The sequence below is a fragment of the Gracilibacillus sp. Marseille-QA3620 genome (assembly GCF_054950035.1).
The window spans coordinates 2,338,375-2,355,714 of record NZ_CM143102.1 but is presented as its reverse complement, the minus strand read 5'-3'; the positions used below and the strand labels follow the sequence as shown (position 1 = coordinate 2,355,714).

13 protein-coding genes are annotated in these 17,340 nt (G+C 38.6%); 11 read left to right on the top strand and 2 right to left on the bottom strand.

Annotation, left to right across the window (positions count from 1 at the left end; genetic code table 11):
- Positions 1-134 precede the first annotated feature (134 nt).
- Both ACY8DX_RS11870 and ACY8DX_RS11865 read left to right on the top strand, forming a co-directional pair.
- Positions 135-539: an SMI1/KNR4 family protein gene (locus ACY8DX_RS11870; protein ID WP_462405215.1), complete on the top strand. Its 405-nt coding sequence runs from the start codon at positions 135-137 to the stop codon at positions 537-539.
- 432 nt (positions 540-971) lie between these two features.
- Positions 972-1,907 carry an IS30 family transposase gene (locus ACY8DX_RS11865; protein WP_462405214.1) on the top strand — a complete coding sequence of 312 codons (936 nt, stop codon included), beginning with the start codon at positions 972-974 and terminating at the stop codon, positions 1,905-1,907.
- A gap of 242 nt (positions 1,908-2,149) precedes the next feature.
- On the opposite strand, the gene ACY8DX_RS11860 is transcribed toward ACY8DX_RS11865, so the two are convergent.
- Complete coding sequence (locus tag ACY8DX_RS11860) at positions 2,150-3,385, bottom strand: IS110 family RNA-guided transposase (RefSeq protein WP_462405213.1); 1,236 nt, start codon at positions 3,383-3,385, stop codon at positions 2,150-2,152.
- Between the two features lie 299 nt (positions 3,386-3,684).
- On the opposite strand from ACY8DX_RS11860, the gene ACY8DX_RS11855 reads away from it, so the two are divergent.
- The 7 genes from ACY8DX_RS11855 (at position 3,685) to ACY8DX_RS11825 (ending at position 14,349) form a co-directional block, all read left to right on the top strand.
- Positions 3,685-4,386: a DUF2711 family protein gene (locus ACY8DX_RS11855; protein WP_462405212.1), complete on the top strand. Its 702-nt coding sequence runs from the start codon at positions 3,685-3,687 to the stop codon at positions 4,384-4,386.
- A 454-nt stretch (positions 4,387-4,840) separates the two neighbouring features.
- Positions 4,841-5,278: a hypothetical protein gene (locus ACY8DX_RS11850; protein WP_462405211.1), complete on the top strand. Its 438-nt coding sequence runs from the start codon at positions 4,841-4,843 to the stop codon at positions 5,276-5,278.
- A gap of 1,539 nt (positions 5,279-6,817) precedes the next feature.
- Complete coding sequence (locus ACY8DX_RS11845; RefSeq protein ID WP_462405210.1) at positions 6,818-7,258, top strand: hypothetical protein; 441 nt, start codon at positions 6,818-6,820, stop codon at positions 7,256-7,258.
- A 1,010-nt stretch (positions 7,259-8,268) separates the two neighbouring features.
- Positions 8,269-9,540, top strand: coding sequence for an MFS transporter (locus ACY8DX_RS11840; protein WP_462405209.1), 1,272 nt, complete (start codon positions 8,269-8,271; stop codon positions 9,538-9,540).
- Between the two features lie 489 nt (positions 9,541-10,029).
- Complete coding sequence (locus tag ACY8DX_RS11835) at positions 10,030-11,697, top strand: M14 family metallopeptidase (RefSeq protein WP_462405208.1); 1,668 nt, start codon at positions 10,030-10,032, stop codon at positions 11,695-11,697.
- A 433-nt stretch (positions 11,698-12,130) separates the two neighbouring features.
- Positions 12,131-13,015 carry a DUF4300 family protein gene (locus tag ACY8DX_RS11830; RefSeq protein WP_049670739.1) on the top strand — a complete coding sequence of 295 codons (885 nt, stop codon included), beginning with the start codon at positions 12,131-12,133 and terminating at the stop codon, positions 13,013-13,015.
- A 368-nt stretch (positions 13,016-13,383) separates the two neighbouring features.
- A complete protein-coding gene (locus ACY8DX_RS11825) occupies positions 13,384-14,349 on the top strand; it encodes a tRNA dihydrouridine synthase (protein WP_462405207.1) in 966 nt (321 codons plus the stop codon).
- A 480-nt stretch (positions 14,350-14,829) separates the two neighbouring features.
- Here ACY8DX_RS11825 and ACY8DX_RS11820 read toward each other — a convergent pair whose 3' ends face one another.
- A complete protein-coding gene (locus tag ACY8DX_RS11820) occupies positions 14,830-15,066 on the bottom strand; it encodes a hypothetical protein (protein ID WP_049670741.1) in 237 nt (78 codons plus the stop codon).
- A 334-nt stretch (positions 15,067-15,400) separates the two neighbouring features.
- Between ACY8DX_RS11820 and ACY8DX_RS11815 the strand changes: the two genes are divergently transcribed.
- Both ACY8DX_RS11815 and ACY8DX_RS11810 read left to right on the top strand, forming a co-directional pair.
- Positions 15,401-16,057: a hypothetical protein gene (locus tag ACY8DX_RS11815; protein ID WP_462405206.1), complete on the top strand. Its 657-nt coding sequence runs from the start codon at positions 15,401-15,403 to the stop codon at positions 16,055-16,057.
- A 467-nt stretch (positions 16,058-16,524) separates the two neighbouring features.
- Positions 16,525-17,199, top strand: coding sequence for a TerC family protein (locus ACY8DX_RS11810; protein WP_049670743.1), 675 nt, complete (start codon positions 16,525-16,527; stop codon positions 17,197-17,199).
- The last annotated feature ends 141 nt before the right edge of the window (positions 17,200-17,340 follow it).

The window sequence follows — 17,340 nt, the reverse complement described above, 5'->3', positions numbered from 1 at the left end:
TGCTAACTGCTGGAAATCCCAAGTGATTTATGTGTTGCCGCATTCTATCAATGTGATTGTGTGGCAAAGCTTGAGTGAATTGTCTACAAAATAAGTACAAACAAAAAACGCCTGTAACTTCCCTTTTCTTGTACATGTCGACAAAATTCGGGGAGTGCCAGGCACTTTTATTAAAAGAATGGAATTTACCTGAAGAACTTGTCATATTAAACGGAGATGGTCACACTTGGTTTGCTTTGGACTATAGGAATAATAGAGTTGAGCCTGCTGTTTCATACATTGATACAGATGGAGATTTGGATTTTGTTTTGGCTGATAATTTTGACGAATTTATCAAGGATTTATACATCGAGGAAGAGGGTCTTTACCGCTTTAATCCTGACGAAGATGAGGATTACAAATTAGATGCGATGCCAGAAGATGAATTAATTTCTTTATTGCAATCAGGGCAATTTACTAAAATCAAAAAAGCACTGGATAATTTATTCTATTACCCCAAAAATAGTATTACAGAAAACTGTCCTAAATTTATTAAATGAAATCGATGAGAAGGTTCAAGATAAGATAGGATCATCTTTATTCCAATACATAAGCTTCCAAAGGATTAAATATGATCTTCCTATTGTAAATAAGATAATAGATGAGTTAAATAAACACCCTAAAGTTGCCCATTATGCGACTCTGATAACCGAATTTATTAAAGAAATGGAAGAAGCAAAAGAGGAGCAAATTTTTGATGATGATGATTATGAAGTAGTCCCATATGAAGATGAATAATATAGAGGTGAAGAAGAGTAAAAATATTTAAATAGTGAAATTAAAGTAAGAAGCCCTTAGGTAATTTATCAGATTGATTTAAGATGATGAATTGTAATATTAAGTGCAACACCTCTCAGTCAAAATAAAAGAAGCCCATGACGACCTCGTGTAAAATGTTAGTTACCACACAAACATTCAGAGGAGGAATCGTCATGAGCTATACCCATCTTACCATAACTGAACGGGCAAAAATAGAAACGTATGTTGATTTAGGCTGTACCATTAGGGAGATTGCCGTACGCCTAAACCGGAGTCCATCAACCATCTCAAGAGAACTACGTCGCCATGCTAATTGCTCGGTGGAGGAAGCGCATGTCCGTTATCAGGCGAATAAATCGAACTGTGGTGCGAAGACGAAATTAACACCAGAGTTAAAACAAATGGTTCAAGAAAAGCTGAATGATACCTGGTCACCAGAACAGATTATAGGACGTTTATATCAAGGGAAACTGAGCTATAAAAGCATCTATCGTTGGATTTATAGTGGTTTGTTAGAAGTGCCTTTAACGGTCCTCCGTCAAAAAGGAAAACGTCAGAAACCTCGTGAAACAAGAGGACGGTTCAATATCGGTACTCCTATTTCGAAACGACCGAAAGAGGTCCGTAAAAGAGAAACATTTGGGCATTGGGAACTAGATACCGTTGTTTCAGGTCGCGGGCAGGCAAAAGGCTGTGTTGCCACATTCATTGAGCGTAAAACACGTTGGTATATGGGGATTCTAATCCCTGATCGTTCTGCGTCATCGATGGAAACAGCTGTCAAACAATTACATCGACAATTACCAGAAGGTGCGATTCAAACGGCTACAACCGATCGTGGGAAAGAATTTAGTTGCTACAATGTGCTTGAAAAGGAATTAAACGTTCAAGTCTATTTTGCAGATGCTTATTCCTCATGGCAGCGTGGGAGTAATGAAAATAGTAATGGCTTACTGCGAGAGTTCTTCCCCAAACAAACGAATTTTGATCAAGTGAAACCTGAGGAGATGAAACAGGCTCTTCAACTTATCAACAATCGACCAAGGAAATGCCTTGGCTGGAAAACTGCATACGAGGCGTTTGAGGAAGAACTGGTGCACTTAATTTGACAAACTATCAGATAATAATGATGCTGGTGTGTGAGTGTCTTCACTTAAACAAAAAGGGGCATTACTCCAATATCAAGAGTTGTGATCAGCTCTTTTTTGGTTATGCAGCTAAACCAGCTAATAGTTTGTCAAACATTTCACTCAACCATATAATTTAGGCATGTTATACTAAAAATAAGGCATGACAAATAAACTTCCTTTAATGATTATGGAAGTTTATTGAAGATGTGTGAAAATCTATTTTAAGCGACATCTTGGAAGGCTGATTTGCTTTTCAAAAGAGCGTAAATCCAATGTAAAAGCTTATTAGCACAGGCAATAACGGCTACTCGATAAGGCTTTCCTTCTTCACGCTTTTTGTCATAAAACTCACGTAGTCTCTTATTTCGTGGGATTAGTTCCTTAGTCTTTCGCGTCTTACGTGAGTCTCGTATGGCACAACGGACAGCTGTGAATAAGGCATGCCTTAGCCTGCTGGAACCCCTTTTTGTGATATGATTCTTGGTACCTTTGAAGGTGCCAGACTCGAATACACTGGGATCGATTCCCGCAAAGGCTACCAACTTCTTAGGGTGATTAAACCGATCTATTTCTCCAATTTCAGAAATAATCGTGGCAGCGATTTTTCCACCGATACCGGGAATGGATTGGATAATCTTATATTCTTCTATGTTTTTTGCTAGGGCATCTATCTCTTCCTCAAGTTTGGATAGATGCTTTTTATATTCTAGAAGAATGTTAATAAGCATCTCTAAACTAATCAGATGACTTTGGTACAGAGTCTGTTGAAAGGGGTTCTGGCTAGCTGCTTTCACCAGCTTATTCGCTTGATTACAGGCCCATTGTTGGGATCGGCTCTTACACAATTCATGAATCTTCTTAGATAAAATCTCTTCACCAGCTTCTAAGACCTCTTCAGAGGTAGGGAAAGCCGACAATGTACGTAAAGAAACATCTGAATATAATTCTCCAAACACCCCTACATACGCTGGAAACACTTGATCCAGTACGGATTGAAACTGTAACTTCGCCTGTACGAACATACCTGTCAAATTTTCATGTTGTCTCGTCAGATTACGTAAGTTCAAAAGCTGGATACCACGCTTTTTATAAGGCTCTAAATCCTCTTTATAATACAACTCGCAGAGATGGTGGGCATCAATGACGTCTGTTTTGACTTTACGTAAATTTGAACTTTTTGCCTTATAAGAAATGAGTGGATTCACAACGATTAACAGATATCCTCTTTTCTCGAAATACTGTACAACTGGTGTATGATAATGCCCTGTGGATTCCAAAACAAGAGGCGGCTTTGACCCAGAAACTTCTTCGACTTCTTTGATAAAGGCATAAAGATCCTGTAATCCATCCAGTGTATGGGCGACTTTAAAGCTCTTTTTGTATGGTTTCTTTTTCTCCAAGAAGGCTTGAACTTGACTTTCTCCTTTCGCTACATCCAGACCAATGACTGGATTCATGTTTATCTCCTCCTTATCATTGAATTAGCTGGTAACCCCTATATGGCTCCTTATAGTGTCATAGCTTCGCTTGTTATACGGGATCAACGTCCCAACCAGCTTCAATCATGTTTCTATAAGTAGGGGGCGAACGGTTTAACTGACGGGGTTAAACCCCAGGGGCAGGTGCGTTCTACCCCAGCTACCTCTAGTATTCTAGACCTCAAAGAAAAAGGTCAACCAATTAACTTGGTCAACCTTATAATACGAATGGGCAGTTTAGTTGAAGAAAATGATTTAAATTAAGGAGGAAAAAGCAATTGGAATTCTTTTACCCGATTGGAGAAAACCCTGAAAATGACCCATTCTTAAACGGGTTACCGAATGGATACAAGTTTGCAGCCTGTATTTTCTATCCCTTCGTCAAAATGCAAAATGATTGGAAATCAGAAGATGATACCTATCCTACCAATGAAGATTTACTTAGATTCGGAAAGCCTTTATCTTGGGAGGAAATAAGGAAAGATAGTGGATTAAATAATATCTCAGAAATGTCAATAGCCGTTACAGCAGCAGCCGTTTTGGCGGATGGATATTTTGGTAGAAAGATATATCAAAGACCTGATTTGGCTAAAAAGTTGAACGAAAGTTTAACCGAGAATATTTTATATCCTATGATGGACCAAATTTCAGTATTTTTAATACACCGTATTCTGTCTGTTCTAGCTTCGAAAGGTGCAAAGAGCATTAAATATGCAACATTATATGGCGAACAAGGCACACACGAGATAAAGGATCTTAATTTAGAAACCATCAATTTGTTTTGCGACGATATTATAACGATTAGTGATGAAAACGAAGAACTTGTATTCACTTGCTATTTTGATGAAGTTCAAGCTCTTTTTTTTGCAAAAGAAGATTACAGAGAGGTACTGGTCAGAAATGGGTTGGAGGGTATTATTTTTGGTGAAAAAACTCCTCTAGTATGGGAGGGAAGCGATGATTATGTTTTGTTAAAGTAAATGAGGTGTTGATCCAAAGAGGTTTATTGCCCTTTTTTGTTGAGGTCCTTATTGTAGAAACGAATTACTTAGAGATGGAGAAAAACCATAGGATTTCTAATTAGTATAAGGTGAATACTAGAACTCATTCTTTTAGTATAGGGGCAATAGAGCTATTTCAAGACTGTTATAAGGACGGTCTTTTCTTATTAAAGGAAAGTCTGTTTCAGGAAATGAAAATTATAATCTTATTGATATCAAGATAGGTGATGGATTATATTGTATATATGGTAAAAAATATACATTTAATGAAATTTGTAATTACAGGTGTTTTTTTCTCTATCTGTGAAAGTGAATAGTGAGTAAAAGTATATGGATGGAGGCTTAGATACGGAGATAGAATAAAAAAATCTTATGAACTTAAGCCGATAAAAACGTTTCAAAGGTAGAGAATTATAAAAAAGGAGGTGAAATAATGAAGAAAATATTACTATTACCAATGACATTTTTGTTATTTACTTTATTGTCAGTTAGCAGCACAGTTTATCCTGTAAATAAAGATAGTATGATAATCAACATAAAAAACAATGCTAATTTTGATTTTTATGGAATTGAAGCGAAAATAGCGAAATACTCAGCAGGACTTGAGTATGCTGAAGGACTTGAGTATGCTGACGGTTCTGAAATTGAAAAAGGAGAAGTATTAGGGTTTGAAATCTCAATAACAGATATGGCGTTAGATGGTGAAGTTGAAATGCAAGTTTTTATATTAAGAGATAATAATTTTGAGAATAATGGGGTTAGAATGCCAATAGGAAGTAAAATTCCAATTGAATTAGAAAGTAATAAGGAAATATTCTTTGAAATTACTGGTGATTCGATAGAAGAAGCAGATTTAAAAGAACTACAATAAGAATGTGATTAATTATACTTGAATGAGGGGACAGGTTAGTTGAACAAAGAGGATTAAAAAGAAAGTGATTTATCCCGTCTCAGATCAGAATCTTCTTTAGTAATATCTTACTTGCTTTTGTATAAGTTCAATGAATTGATCATTGATAATACAATAATGGCAATGGTCATATAAGTATAGTTATTTACATCTAAATCTATCTCGTCAGCAGCATAACCTAAAAAGATTAGAAGTAAGCCTGAAACAACAATAGAAATGCAAGATGCACTAATAACAGTAAACCAGTTAATCAATTTTTCGTTTCTTTTCATTAAGGGTATTGAAGTAAGCAAACCTACCTGAATAATGATAAAGAAGATAAAAATATAATTAATGTAACTAAAAGATTCATTTGAGAGCAAATTCATTCCTCCTAAATTTTATTGGTGATTATAGATTATATGATAACTTAATTTTCTAAAAATTGTAATAATATATCGTTTTTATTCTTAAAAAGGATAGAGGGGTAGCATCCGAAAAGTCAGAGGTAAGATTGTGAGAAAATGCACTTAAATTTACAGGGGCATTGATCCAAGCAGGATAAATGCCTTTTTATGTTGAACTACTTATGGAAGAAACGGGGCAGTGCGACAAGTTTCGTTATAAGCACTATAGTGCGAAGGACGAGGAATTTCTACAGAATTTCTAACTTTATAACCGAGGATAGGAATGACAAAACCACGTATTTTGAAACTATCCCATTGATACTCCTGCATGCGTCATAATAGACAGATTATGGGGTGTGAAGCTCAGGTGAAGTCGGCAGAACAAAGGCTAAAGCCGTTCCTTTCAGGATAAAGGTATGCCAATGGATATGCCGGATGGCTGAAAAACTAAATAAGGTGAGAATTTTCTTACACAAAGAACGGACGAACTTCCGAATGTACGGGTCTAGAGTTTCGAACAATAGGAAACTATTGTACCACCCTTACGGTGGTGTGAGTGATGTGGAGTAAAAATTGCCCCTCTGAAACACGTTATACCGAACAATGGCGGTATCCAGCTCACAGGCTTACAGGAAGCACCTACGTTTAGAATAGATAGCTAGGTTATAAGGGACTTGGAAAGTAAGGAACGTTGATTCAAGGGCTGTCACCCGAAACGGTTGCTATAAGTGATGAACGAAATGCATTTGTCCTTATGAGGGTAGGGGCACGACTGATGAATCTTCTGTAATGGAAGTGGAGGAATAGCCCCAAGTCTAGTGATTGGCAACGATTATTTTTCAAACGTGCATTGCACCGGTCGGGTAAGAACGTGGGAACATCACTTCACAAAGGAATGATGCCACAGTGCAAGCTCTACAAGAGTAACTTGAAACTTATAATCAAAACCATCGCCAGATGGAACGCGGAATGCTTGGAAACTGGCACGTTCCGTGTGGAGCAGGGGAAAAGCCGGAGATAACTTCAAACGCTTACCTATTGCTACGGGTAGTACAATAGTTTGACTTATTTATCTTTATCCGAACATATATACAATAAATTAGGAGGTACAAAAATGAAGTCAAACTTAATCCTAGTTATTTTATCATTGGCCTTTTTACTGGTTGGTTGTGATGAAATTAGTAAAGATGCAGCTAACTATCCAGAAGATGCTTTAAAAACGATAGAAGATGGAAACAAAGAGAGAGAAATAATTGTATATGGTACCCATAAAGTGAATGAAGAGTTAGCGTTATATGTCTTTAGAGGGATAATGAATGATAAGGATATTTGGGTTGCTGACATTCGAAAAACTGAGGGTCAATGGAAAGTTAAAGAAATAACTCAAATGAACGGACCATTTGAAGGAAATGGCGACACTCAAACAATAATTCCTAATGAAGACTTTGGATATGAAGTAGGCTACATAGAGAATAATGTTCCCGTTACTAGCGATTTAAATATTATTGAAATAGAAGGAATTGAAGAGTGGAAAATTTGGATTAATCAATCATAGTGAAATTAATAGCTTGTGAAAAATTTACTTAAACTACAGGGGCATTGATCCAAGCAGGATTAATGCCTTTTTATGTTGAACTACTTATGGAAGAAACGGGGCAGTGCGACAAGTTTCGTTATAAGCACTATAGTGCGAAGGACGAGGAATTTCTACAGAATTTCTAACTTTATAACCGAGGATAGGAATGACAAAACCACGTATTTTGAAACTATCCCATTGATACTCCTGCATGCGTCATAATAGACAGATTATGGGGTGTGAAGCTCAGGTGAAGTCGGCAGAACAAAGGCTAAAGCCGTTCCTTTCAGGATAAAGGTATGCCAATGGATATGCCGGATGGCTGAAAAACTAAATAAGGTGAGAATTTTCTTACACAAAGAACGGACGAACTTCCGAATGTACGGGTCTAGAGTTTCGAACAATAGGAAACTATTGTACCACCCTTACGGTGGTGTGAGTGATGTGGAGTAAAAATTGCCCCTCTGAAACACGTTATACCGAACAATGGCGGTATCCAGCTCACAGGCTTACAGGAAGCACCTACGTTTAGAATAGATAGCTAGGTTATAAGGGACTTGGAAAGTAAGGAACGTTGATTCAAGGGCTGTCACCCGAAACGGTTGCTATAAGTGATGAACGAAATGCATTTGTCCTTATGAGGGTAGGGGCACGACTGATGAATCTTCTGTAATGGAAGTGGAGGAATAGCCCCAAGTCTAGTGATTGGCAACGATTATTTTTCAAACGTGCATTGCACCGGTCGGGTAAGAACGTGGGAACATCACTTCACAAAGGAATGATGCCACAGTGCAAGCTCTACAAGAGTAACTTGAAACTTATAATCAAAACCATCGCCAGATGGAACGCGGAATGCTTGGAAACTGGCACGTTCCGTGTGGAGCAGGGGAAAAGCCGGAGATAACTTCAAACGCTTACCTATTGCTACGTTTAGCTCAAGAAGAAAATTTGTATATTGTAATTGGTATTGTGGTAACTAAGGGGGAGTTATGAAGTTGGGGGAAACTATAAATTATAAGAGTGCAAGCCTATTCAAAAATAAAAACTTTCTTATGTATTGGTTAAGTTACGTTTTTTCAGCTTTAGGCGATGCTATATATTTTTTTGTTATTCCTTGGATGATTAAAGAGATAACTGGTTCTGGAGTTATGATGGGGATGTTTTTATTAGTAGTTGGAGTGCCAAGAATTATATTGATGTTATTTGGTGGAGTAGTTGTCGACCGTTTCGATGGAAGAAAAATTATGTTCATCTCAGATATATCAAGGGCTATGGTAATGCTCGGCATATTTATCTTGATGGTAACAAATAGTATGAACATATTTTTTATTTTCGCATTAGGATTTGTGTTCGGTGTCCTAGATGCCTTTTATTGGCCCGCAGTTACTGCAATCCGTCAGAGAGTAGTATCGAAAGAATATTATGTGCGATCTAATAGCTTATTAGCGGCTACGTGGCAAATTACTGCATTAATTGGACCTTTAACGGGAGCATTTCTATACCATATAGACAAGGGAATCATATGTGTGTTTGTTATAGGGATTGCATTTATTGCATCAGCATTAACGCTTTACTTTGTAAAATTAAAGCCGATTATGAAGGAAAAAGAAAGTCGTGAACAAAAAAACTCTATCAAAGAGGAATTAGCTTTTGGTGTAAAATATGTACTACAAAATCATTTGGTTTTCACCTTAATTATCACTATGCTTTTTGCTAATATGAGTTTTAGGATGCTGGAAGTTGGACTGCCTTTTTTAGCTGAATCATTAAAAGCAAATGAGAAGGAATTTGGATTGATGCAGTCAGCTCTTGGAGCAGGGGGATTAGTCGTTTCTTTCATTTTAACTTTTATTATTATGATTAAAAATCCAAGCCCAAAGGCTAATATGTTAGCCATATCTTTCCAAGGGTTAGGGTTATTACTGTTGGGATTAACGACAAATTATTGGCAAGCAATTGCAGCTATGGGCTTCATTGGTATAGCAACAGCAGTAGTAAGCACTATTGGCCCTAGTATATTTCAGAAAACTATCCCAGAAGAAGTGATGGGGCGTGTATCAAGTATTAATATGATTGTTGCTCAAGGAGCGGTGCCATTAGCACAGGCAGCAGGAGGGTGGTTCCTAGATACAACAGGACCAAATACGTTGTTTATTACTGCTGGAATTGTAGAAACCTTAACGGGATTGGTTGCATTAATGTTACCAGCAGTTTACTTATATAATAAAAGAGAGAAAAGTCATACAAAGGAACTAATTTAGCAATTCCCCAGTATATATCGGGGGGTGTATTTTCATATAAATAAAGCTGTTACTCTTTTAGCTACTTTTTGATTTTATAATACAACCCATATAATATCTGCAATACCTTAGATTCTTGATTTGTACTTAAAGTTTGTGAAGAAACGTACTTAAACAATCAGGGGCGTTTGTTGAAGACCAAGTATCTTAATCCTGATTAGTGAAGGCTAGTCGGGGTTTGTTTTTCTATGAAAGCGTTAATCCATTAGGGTTAGCGCTTGTTCTGTTTAAACTATAATGCAAAATGGGCAGGCTATAATCAGAATGGTTATTCATGTGCAGAAGAGGCAAGTTTGCTTGAAGTAGGAAGGTTTTCACTGAGGCTTCGTACCTGTTTTCTAGGTTGCCTGAAATCGTTTAGCTTTCTATTCTCCTGTTTTCTGGAAATAAAAAGGAATTTGGAAGAATTTCGGCGAATAATGGCAGTAAAGAGGATATGAGGAGGAACATATGAATAAATTGACGAAGAAAACTGCTCATGCTGCCATTGCCCTTGCTATCGGAAGTACTTTGCTATTGCCAGGCCTGCCGACGTCTGCTGCGGAGGCTGATGACTTCATACCTTACTATGGAAAGGGGCCAAGCTATATTCAGCCAGATAATATCTCACATTTATTCCCTAAACCCCAAATAGATTTTCAAACACCCGCCTTTGCTAAAGGCAAAACGGCCTTCACCAGCCAGGAAGAAATGACCGCATTCCTAAAGAAACTTAGCAAAAAGAATAAGCATATGAGCTATAAAATCATCGGCAAGTCGCTTGAAGGACGGGAGATTCCGATGATCATATTCAGCAAGAATCCAGATAACATCAAGAAAGACAAGAAAAAGCCGCTTATCTGGGTGCAGGGTCAAATTCACGGCAATGAACCCGCTGCCGGAGAATCGAATCTGGTCCTAGCGCAAATGATAGCGGAAGGAAAGCTTGGCAATGTCCTAGATAAGGCCAATATCATTATCGTGCCGAGAATCAATCCTGATGGTTCGTATTATTTTAAACGCTTCATTGCAACGGATATGGATGCGAACAGGGATTATATGAAGGTGGAGTATCCGGAGGTTCGTACGGTTTATAAGGCCATTAATGAATATCAGCCAGATGTTGTTCTGGATACACATGAATATACGGTGAATTCTTCGCTTTTAAACAAATACGGGGACAAAGGCTCCATTGCCTCTTATGATGTCTTAATTTCATCGGCGAAGAACTTGAATATTCCGGAGAAGCTTCGGAAGACTTCTGATAAGCTTCTGCTGCCGGATGTTCAAAAGGCATTGAAGAAGGAAAAGCTATCGTTCCATGATTATTACACCTTATCCTCTTCGCAATCCGGCAAGCTTGTCGCAGAAGAGGGAAGCACGGAGGCACGCATAGGCCGTAATGCGCTTGGGTTGAAGAATACCTTCACCTACCTGATTGAAACAAGAGGGATCAATATCGGACGTGCGGACTTTGAACGAAGGGTATTTGCTCAGGTAACCGCCCAAGCGAACTTTATCAAGTCGACTGTCAAAAATGCAGACAAGGTAAAACGGACAGTTGAAGAGGCCCGCAAAACGATCGTGACAAAAGGGAAGAAAGCGAATGATGATGATCAGATTGTGATCACAAGCGAAAATAAGCTTGTTCCTGACCAAGAGCTGACTGTCGTAGATCTCGCTAAAGCAGCAAAGGTCGATATCCCAATCGATTGGAAAAGCTCCACTAATGCCTACGCTACCTTGGAGAGGGAAAGGCCGACCGCTTATATCCTTCCTCCTGCTTATCACCATATTGCCGATAAGCTAAAGGTGCTTGGTGTGAAGGTTGAGAAATTGAAGAAATCGTCCTCCTTATCGGTCGAGAGCTATAAAGTAACGGACAATAAAGTGTCGAATCAGCAAGAAAGCGGACACTACACCAATAAGGTGACGACAGAAGTCACTACGAAGAAGAAAACCTTCCCGGCCGGCAGCTATGTGTTCAAGATGGACCAGCAGAATGCCAATTATATCGCCTTGGCACTTGAGCCTGAAGGGGTTGACAGCTATGTAACCTTTAATTTCATTCCAGTTGAAAAAGGGGATGAAATCCCTGTTTTTCGGTACATGAAAGAGGGCGGATTAAAAACGAAATAGAACGATGCCATCACTAATTATGAGGGAGCTTCTTTTACAAGGAGCTTCCTTTTTTATTTAACATACGTTTCATTCTAGGTGTATGCCGGCTTCTCACGCAAGTACCTTTTTCATGTCCTTACAGATTTTTGTGGTCTAAATATAGCTTGACTCTCTTAAATCCTTTTCTCCGGACTGCGATTGGAGAATCTAGATAGATGAACTAAGTCATTAAGAGATTTTCCACAAGGAACATCAAATCTATACAATAAAGAACAACATAAACGATAAGTTGTTCTCTAAGTTGTCTAATCCTCATTATTCTAAAAGAAGGTTTGTGTCGTCCCTCATCTCTTCTTGACAAAAATGAAAAGAGAGGAAAACTTTTAGGCGGATTTGTCCGTCTATTAAATGTATCTAAGAATACTAATCAAATATTAAGGAGAGAATCACCATGAAGAATCTATTACTTCCCGTACTACTTACATCAACGCTGCTCTTTACAGGGTGTTCAAATTCGACAATGGAAAAAGAAAACGAAAGTGTTGTCCAAGAAGCTGCGCTTTCTTATGAATATTCCAATCTCGTAGATGGAAGCGCGCAGAATCGAGTTCTTGATTTAATGAAAACAAGAGGATTTGATGGTGGAACTATTGATTGGTTTATGAAAACGGTCGAAGATTACAATAGCAAACAAGGGATGGAGGATATCGCCCCACATGGCTTTGTTTCGATAAATACCGCGAATGCACCGTACGATGAAAATCAGCTTTTTACTAGGTGGGAAGAGTTGCAGCTTCCTTATATAGACCTTAACTGTCGTATCACCTCATTTATGCTGATAAAAGATCTGGTGGATTCTGGCGGTACCATAACAGAGGAAAGCCCTGAGTTGATCTTTGATTTGAATGCAATCGAGAATAACCCAAATGCAAAGATGAGTAAAGCGGATCAGCAGAAGTTTGAAAACATCTTTTATCCAATATCAGCTTCTGAAACGACGGATGTGAAAGAGCACGCTAAGAGCATTGTCAAGGAATGGGCGAAGAGGGACATTTCCTTCGATAATGATTCCATTTCTTGGGTGAATGTATTCTTGCACTATCCTGAAACAGAGAATCTCTTCATCGGACATAGCGGGGTTTTATTGGAAGAAGGGGATGGATATCTATTCATCGAAAAACTGGCTCAATCAATGCCTTTCCAGGTATCAAAGTTCAAGACTAAGGAAGAACTATACCATGTTCTAATGCAACGCTACGATATCAACACAGGGGATTATGCGAAGATTGCTTCAAAGCCTATTATTATGGAGAATGACAAACTGCTTAACCGTTAAAGAAACCGTCCAAAAGCAATTGGAGCATCACATGCTTTGGTTGTATTCGAGGTAGCTGTTCTCAACATAAAGGTAGAAAAAAGGTGAGTGGTCGATCAGGTCATTCGCCTTTTTGTTTTCGATTTTCCATAATGCTTATAGAAAAGTCCATACGGTCCTGCTATTCATTGAAGAAATTAATCCAGCAACATCTATTGCATGTTCTCTTTGCACTTTTCTTCAGGAATCGTTAAAATAAATAAAGTCAAAAAGACGGATGAAAGTTTAATAAAAATTGGTCAATCATAATAGAAGGAGATAAGAAAGAAGGCCTTAATTGTTTTTAAGCAGGCCTGATATCGCTTTAATGAGAGGATTTGAACGGAAAGATGAAAGAGAATTTTTGGCTTGAATTACCACGGCCATTTTTTATATTGGCACCAATGGAGGATGTGACGGATGTGGTCTTTCGTCATGTTGTAAGTGAGGCTGCCAAACCAGATGTATTCTTTACGGAGTTCGCTAATTCCGAGAGCTATTGTCATCCTGAGGGGAATCGCAGTGTTCGAGGGCGCTTGACCTTTACGGAAGATGAACAGCCGATTGTGGCTCATATTTGGGGAGATAAGCCTGAATTCTTCCGGCAAATGAGTATCGGGATGGCGGAGCAGGGGTTCAAGGGGATTGACCTCAATATGGGCTGCCCAGTCCCTAATGTGGCGGATAACGGGAAGGGGAGCGGCTTGATCTGCCGTCCTGAATTGGCGGCAGAATTAATCGAGGCTGCTAAAGCAGGCGGTCTGCCGGTAAGTGTGAAAACAAGACTTGGTTTCACCGAGATCGATGAATGGCGAGGCTGGCTCACCCATATCCTGAAGCAGGACATTGCCAATCTGTCCATCCATCTTCGGACTAGGGAGGAAATGAGCAAGGTTGATGCCCATTGGGAGCTCATACCGGAGATTAAGAAGCTTCGTGATGAGGTGGCTCCTCAAACGCTTTTAACCATCAATGGAGATATTCTTGACCGGCAAATGGGCATGAAGCTAGCCAAACAATACGGTATAGATGGAATCATGATTGGCCGCGGCATATTCAAGAATCCATTTGCCTTTGAAAAAGAGCCCAAAGAACATAGCAGTAAGGAGTTGCTCGATCTCTTAAGGCTTCACCTTGACCTTCATGATCAATACTCCAAGCAAGAAGCCCGTCCATATAAGCCGCTGACACGCTTCTTTAAGATATATGTGAAAGGGTTCCGAGGGGCAAGTGAATTGCGGAACCAATTAATGAATACCAACTCGACAGATGAAGCACGAGCATTACTCGATCGATTTGACGTTTCTAGTCAATAAAGAGTGAGGATTAAAAGGCGGGAAACTTATTGTTTCTCTCCTTTTTTATATGGTTTCCTGCTAATAGGACAAACGTTAATCTGGTGGGAAAAGTATCTCATTGTGGAACTCATTTTTAATGCACATAAAATTTGCTGCTTGTATGTGTAAACCTTTGAAATCATTCCATTTAGCGCATGCAAGAGGTATGGAAGCTTGATTACAGTGGAGAATTAAGTAGAATATGACATTTATTGGCGATTTACAATGTGTTTTAAGGGGAAAATTTATATGTTTAACGGCGAAGTTAAGAGGTTACGGGTGAATGTCAAAATTTAGGAGAATGAGAATTGGTATGGGCGAAAACTGTACTGTAAGGGCGAATCTACCACTGTTGGGGAGATATAATCCAATAGATGGGCGAAGAGCTCCAAATGGGCTCACAAAACAAAAAAGACTGACGCAGCAGCCTTCTTGATAGAGCTATTGGTCAGTCTTTTATTAATACCCGATACCTGCTGGTTTGATATTATTTTGATCATCTGAACTGCAGGGAGTTACAGCGTAGGTCATTTCACACTTAGGGCAGCTCATAATGACTGTCTCTAGTGTGAAAGTTTCCCCGCATTCACATGTGATTTCATGTTTGACTTGAGGAGGATACATATCCTTGCCTTTACTTCTTACTAAGTCCGCGATGGCTTTGCCGTCACGCAGATTTGAACAACCACAACCCATTTTATTTTCCTCCAATCATACACTAACTACTCATAAGGGCATAAACGAGTATAGCATATCCATCTTCCTATTCCTCCTTGTAATTTCTCTCAATTCTAGGAGGAAGTTAATAGTCTTTTGGTCTCGTTAAAACGATCGTTTCAATGCAGTTTAGTTGATAAATAAGAGTGAATTGGTAAACTAGAATTAGAATTTACTTACAGTAAAAGTGTAAAATGTTATATTAGGAAGAAAAGGCTAGAGAGGAGCAAGGAAAGAACGGTTAAGGTGATGAGGAAAATGACAGACAGGCGATAAGGAAATAATCCATAATACAACTAAGGGCGAAGGTAGCATGAAAAGAACATACAAAAAGATTACCCGGTTTTTCAAGACAGATATAGATATATTTATCGAGGAATTACAGGATTACCGTGACAAATTGGATGGCGCAATCAAGGTGCTAGAAAGAGATATTCAAACAGTAGGAACGGCTATAAACAAACATAAAGCAATAGGACAATACTTAAAAGAAAAACAAAAGAGCAAATATATGAGGATAGATAGCTTAGATCAAATCATCATACAGTATGTAAAGACAGACAGGGACGAGGCCGCTAAGAATTTCATCAGGGAAAAAGTGAAAGAACAGCAAAACTTGGGGACCATTTCTGAAATAATCGAGATGCACAACCAAAAAATCCTTGAATATCAGCAAAGGCTGAAAAAACTTCAAAGCACATTAGATAATCAAAACAGCCATAGAGAAGCCTTCATTATTCAACAACAAATTGCCTTGCAAGAACTAACGATGATTAAAAAGTTGGACAAAAAAAGCTGGAAGAACCACATTGAGAAAGTTCAAAAAGAAATCATCCATAAAGATCCCAATAAAATAACCGAAATAAAAATCGATGTTTTAAATAATGACCAGCTAGAGATAGAAATTGAAAAAGAGCTCTCTCTTTACCAAAAGCATTATCCTTCAAGTGGATTGCAGAGACTATCATAAAAGAGAGCAGCGGATTCATTATCAAGAAGAAATTTAACAACAGGAATAGATTGCAGCAATGATGAGAACCGGCATTAGTCAGTTCTTTTTTTGGCTTTTGTCGTACATAGGTCTTTTTCTAATTTGTTATGAAAGTTTGTGCTGCTAGTAAAACGCAGCAAATATTTTTATTGCACGGATCATTGGCAAGCTCGTGATTAGTGGATATTTCGTTAAGTAAGGGAGGTACAGCAGATTCTCCCTAAAATGATCAACTCCATCATATTTTACAAAAGGCACCTTGGTAAACAGGTGTCTTTTTCATTTCCACATTCATATATACCGTTTTTATATTTTAGGTTTTTTTCTTGCAATCGAGCCAAACTAAAGAAGATGTGGTTGGAAAAGAATTATTGAAAAATAAAGTCATTCCCTGTTTATATGAATTCCTAAACAACCTGTGACTTAACTTTTAAGAGGTGAATGAAATGGAAATATTCGGGCTGTCGGTGGTTGTCCTAGTAAAGATCATCGTCATTGATATTGTCATGAGCGGCGATAATGCGGTGGTCATTGCTATGGCCGCTCGCAATCTGCCGAAAGAGCTGCAAAACAAGGCGATTTTCTGGGGAACCTTTGGGGCAATTGTACTGCGCCTTCTATTCGCTGCTATTGTCGTCGCTTTATTAGACATTCCTTACTTGACGCTAATCGGCGGGTTGATGCTTCTTTGGATTTCCATCAAGCTGTTATTGCCGGAGAACGAACAACATCAGGAGGGCGGAAAGACTGTCTGGTCTGCTGTTAAAACCATTATTCTGGCTGATGCCGTAATGTCTTTAGATAATGTGTTGGCATTGGCAGGGGCCTCTGACGGTCATTTTGGTGCCATTGTGCTGGGTGTCATTGTCAGCATTCCGATTATTGTGTTCGGAAGCAGACTCATTTTGAATGCCATGAATAAATACCCAATTATCGTCTATATTGGGGCAGGAATCCTTGCATGGACAGCGGGGGAGATGATTGTCAGCGAAGAAAAATTGGCTGCCATCATTCCAGCAAATGCCCATCTGATTATTCAAGTCATCTTGACGATACTGACACTCGGCATTGGATACTTCCTAGCGAAGCGATCGATCCCTAATACACCAAACGAAGGATGAACATGAAAAGGAGCCATTTTGGTTCTTTTTTTTAATTTAGATTTACTTTGTCATCAGGCGTACATTTTCATCTGTCAGTAAGTGCTTATTTCCGATGATGGCCACTATTTTCTGCTGCTGGAATTATGGCGGTAATATCTA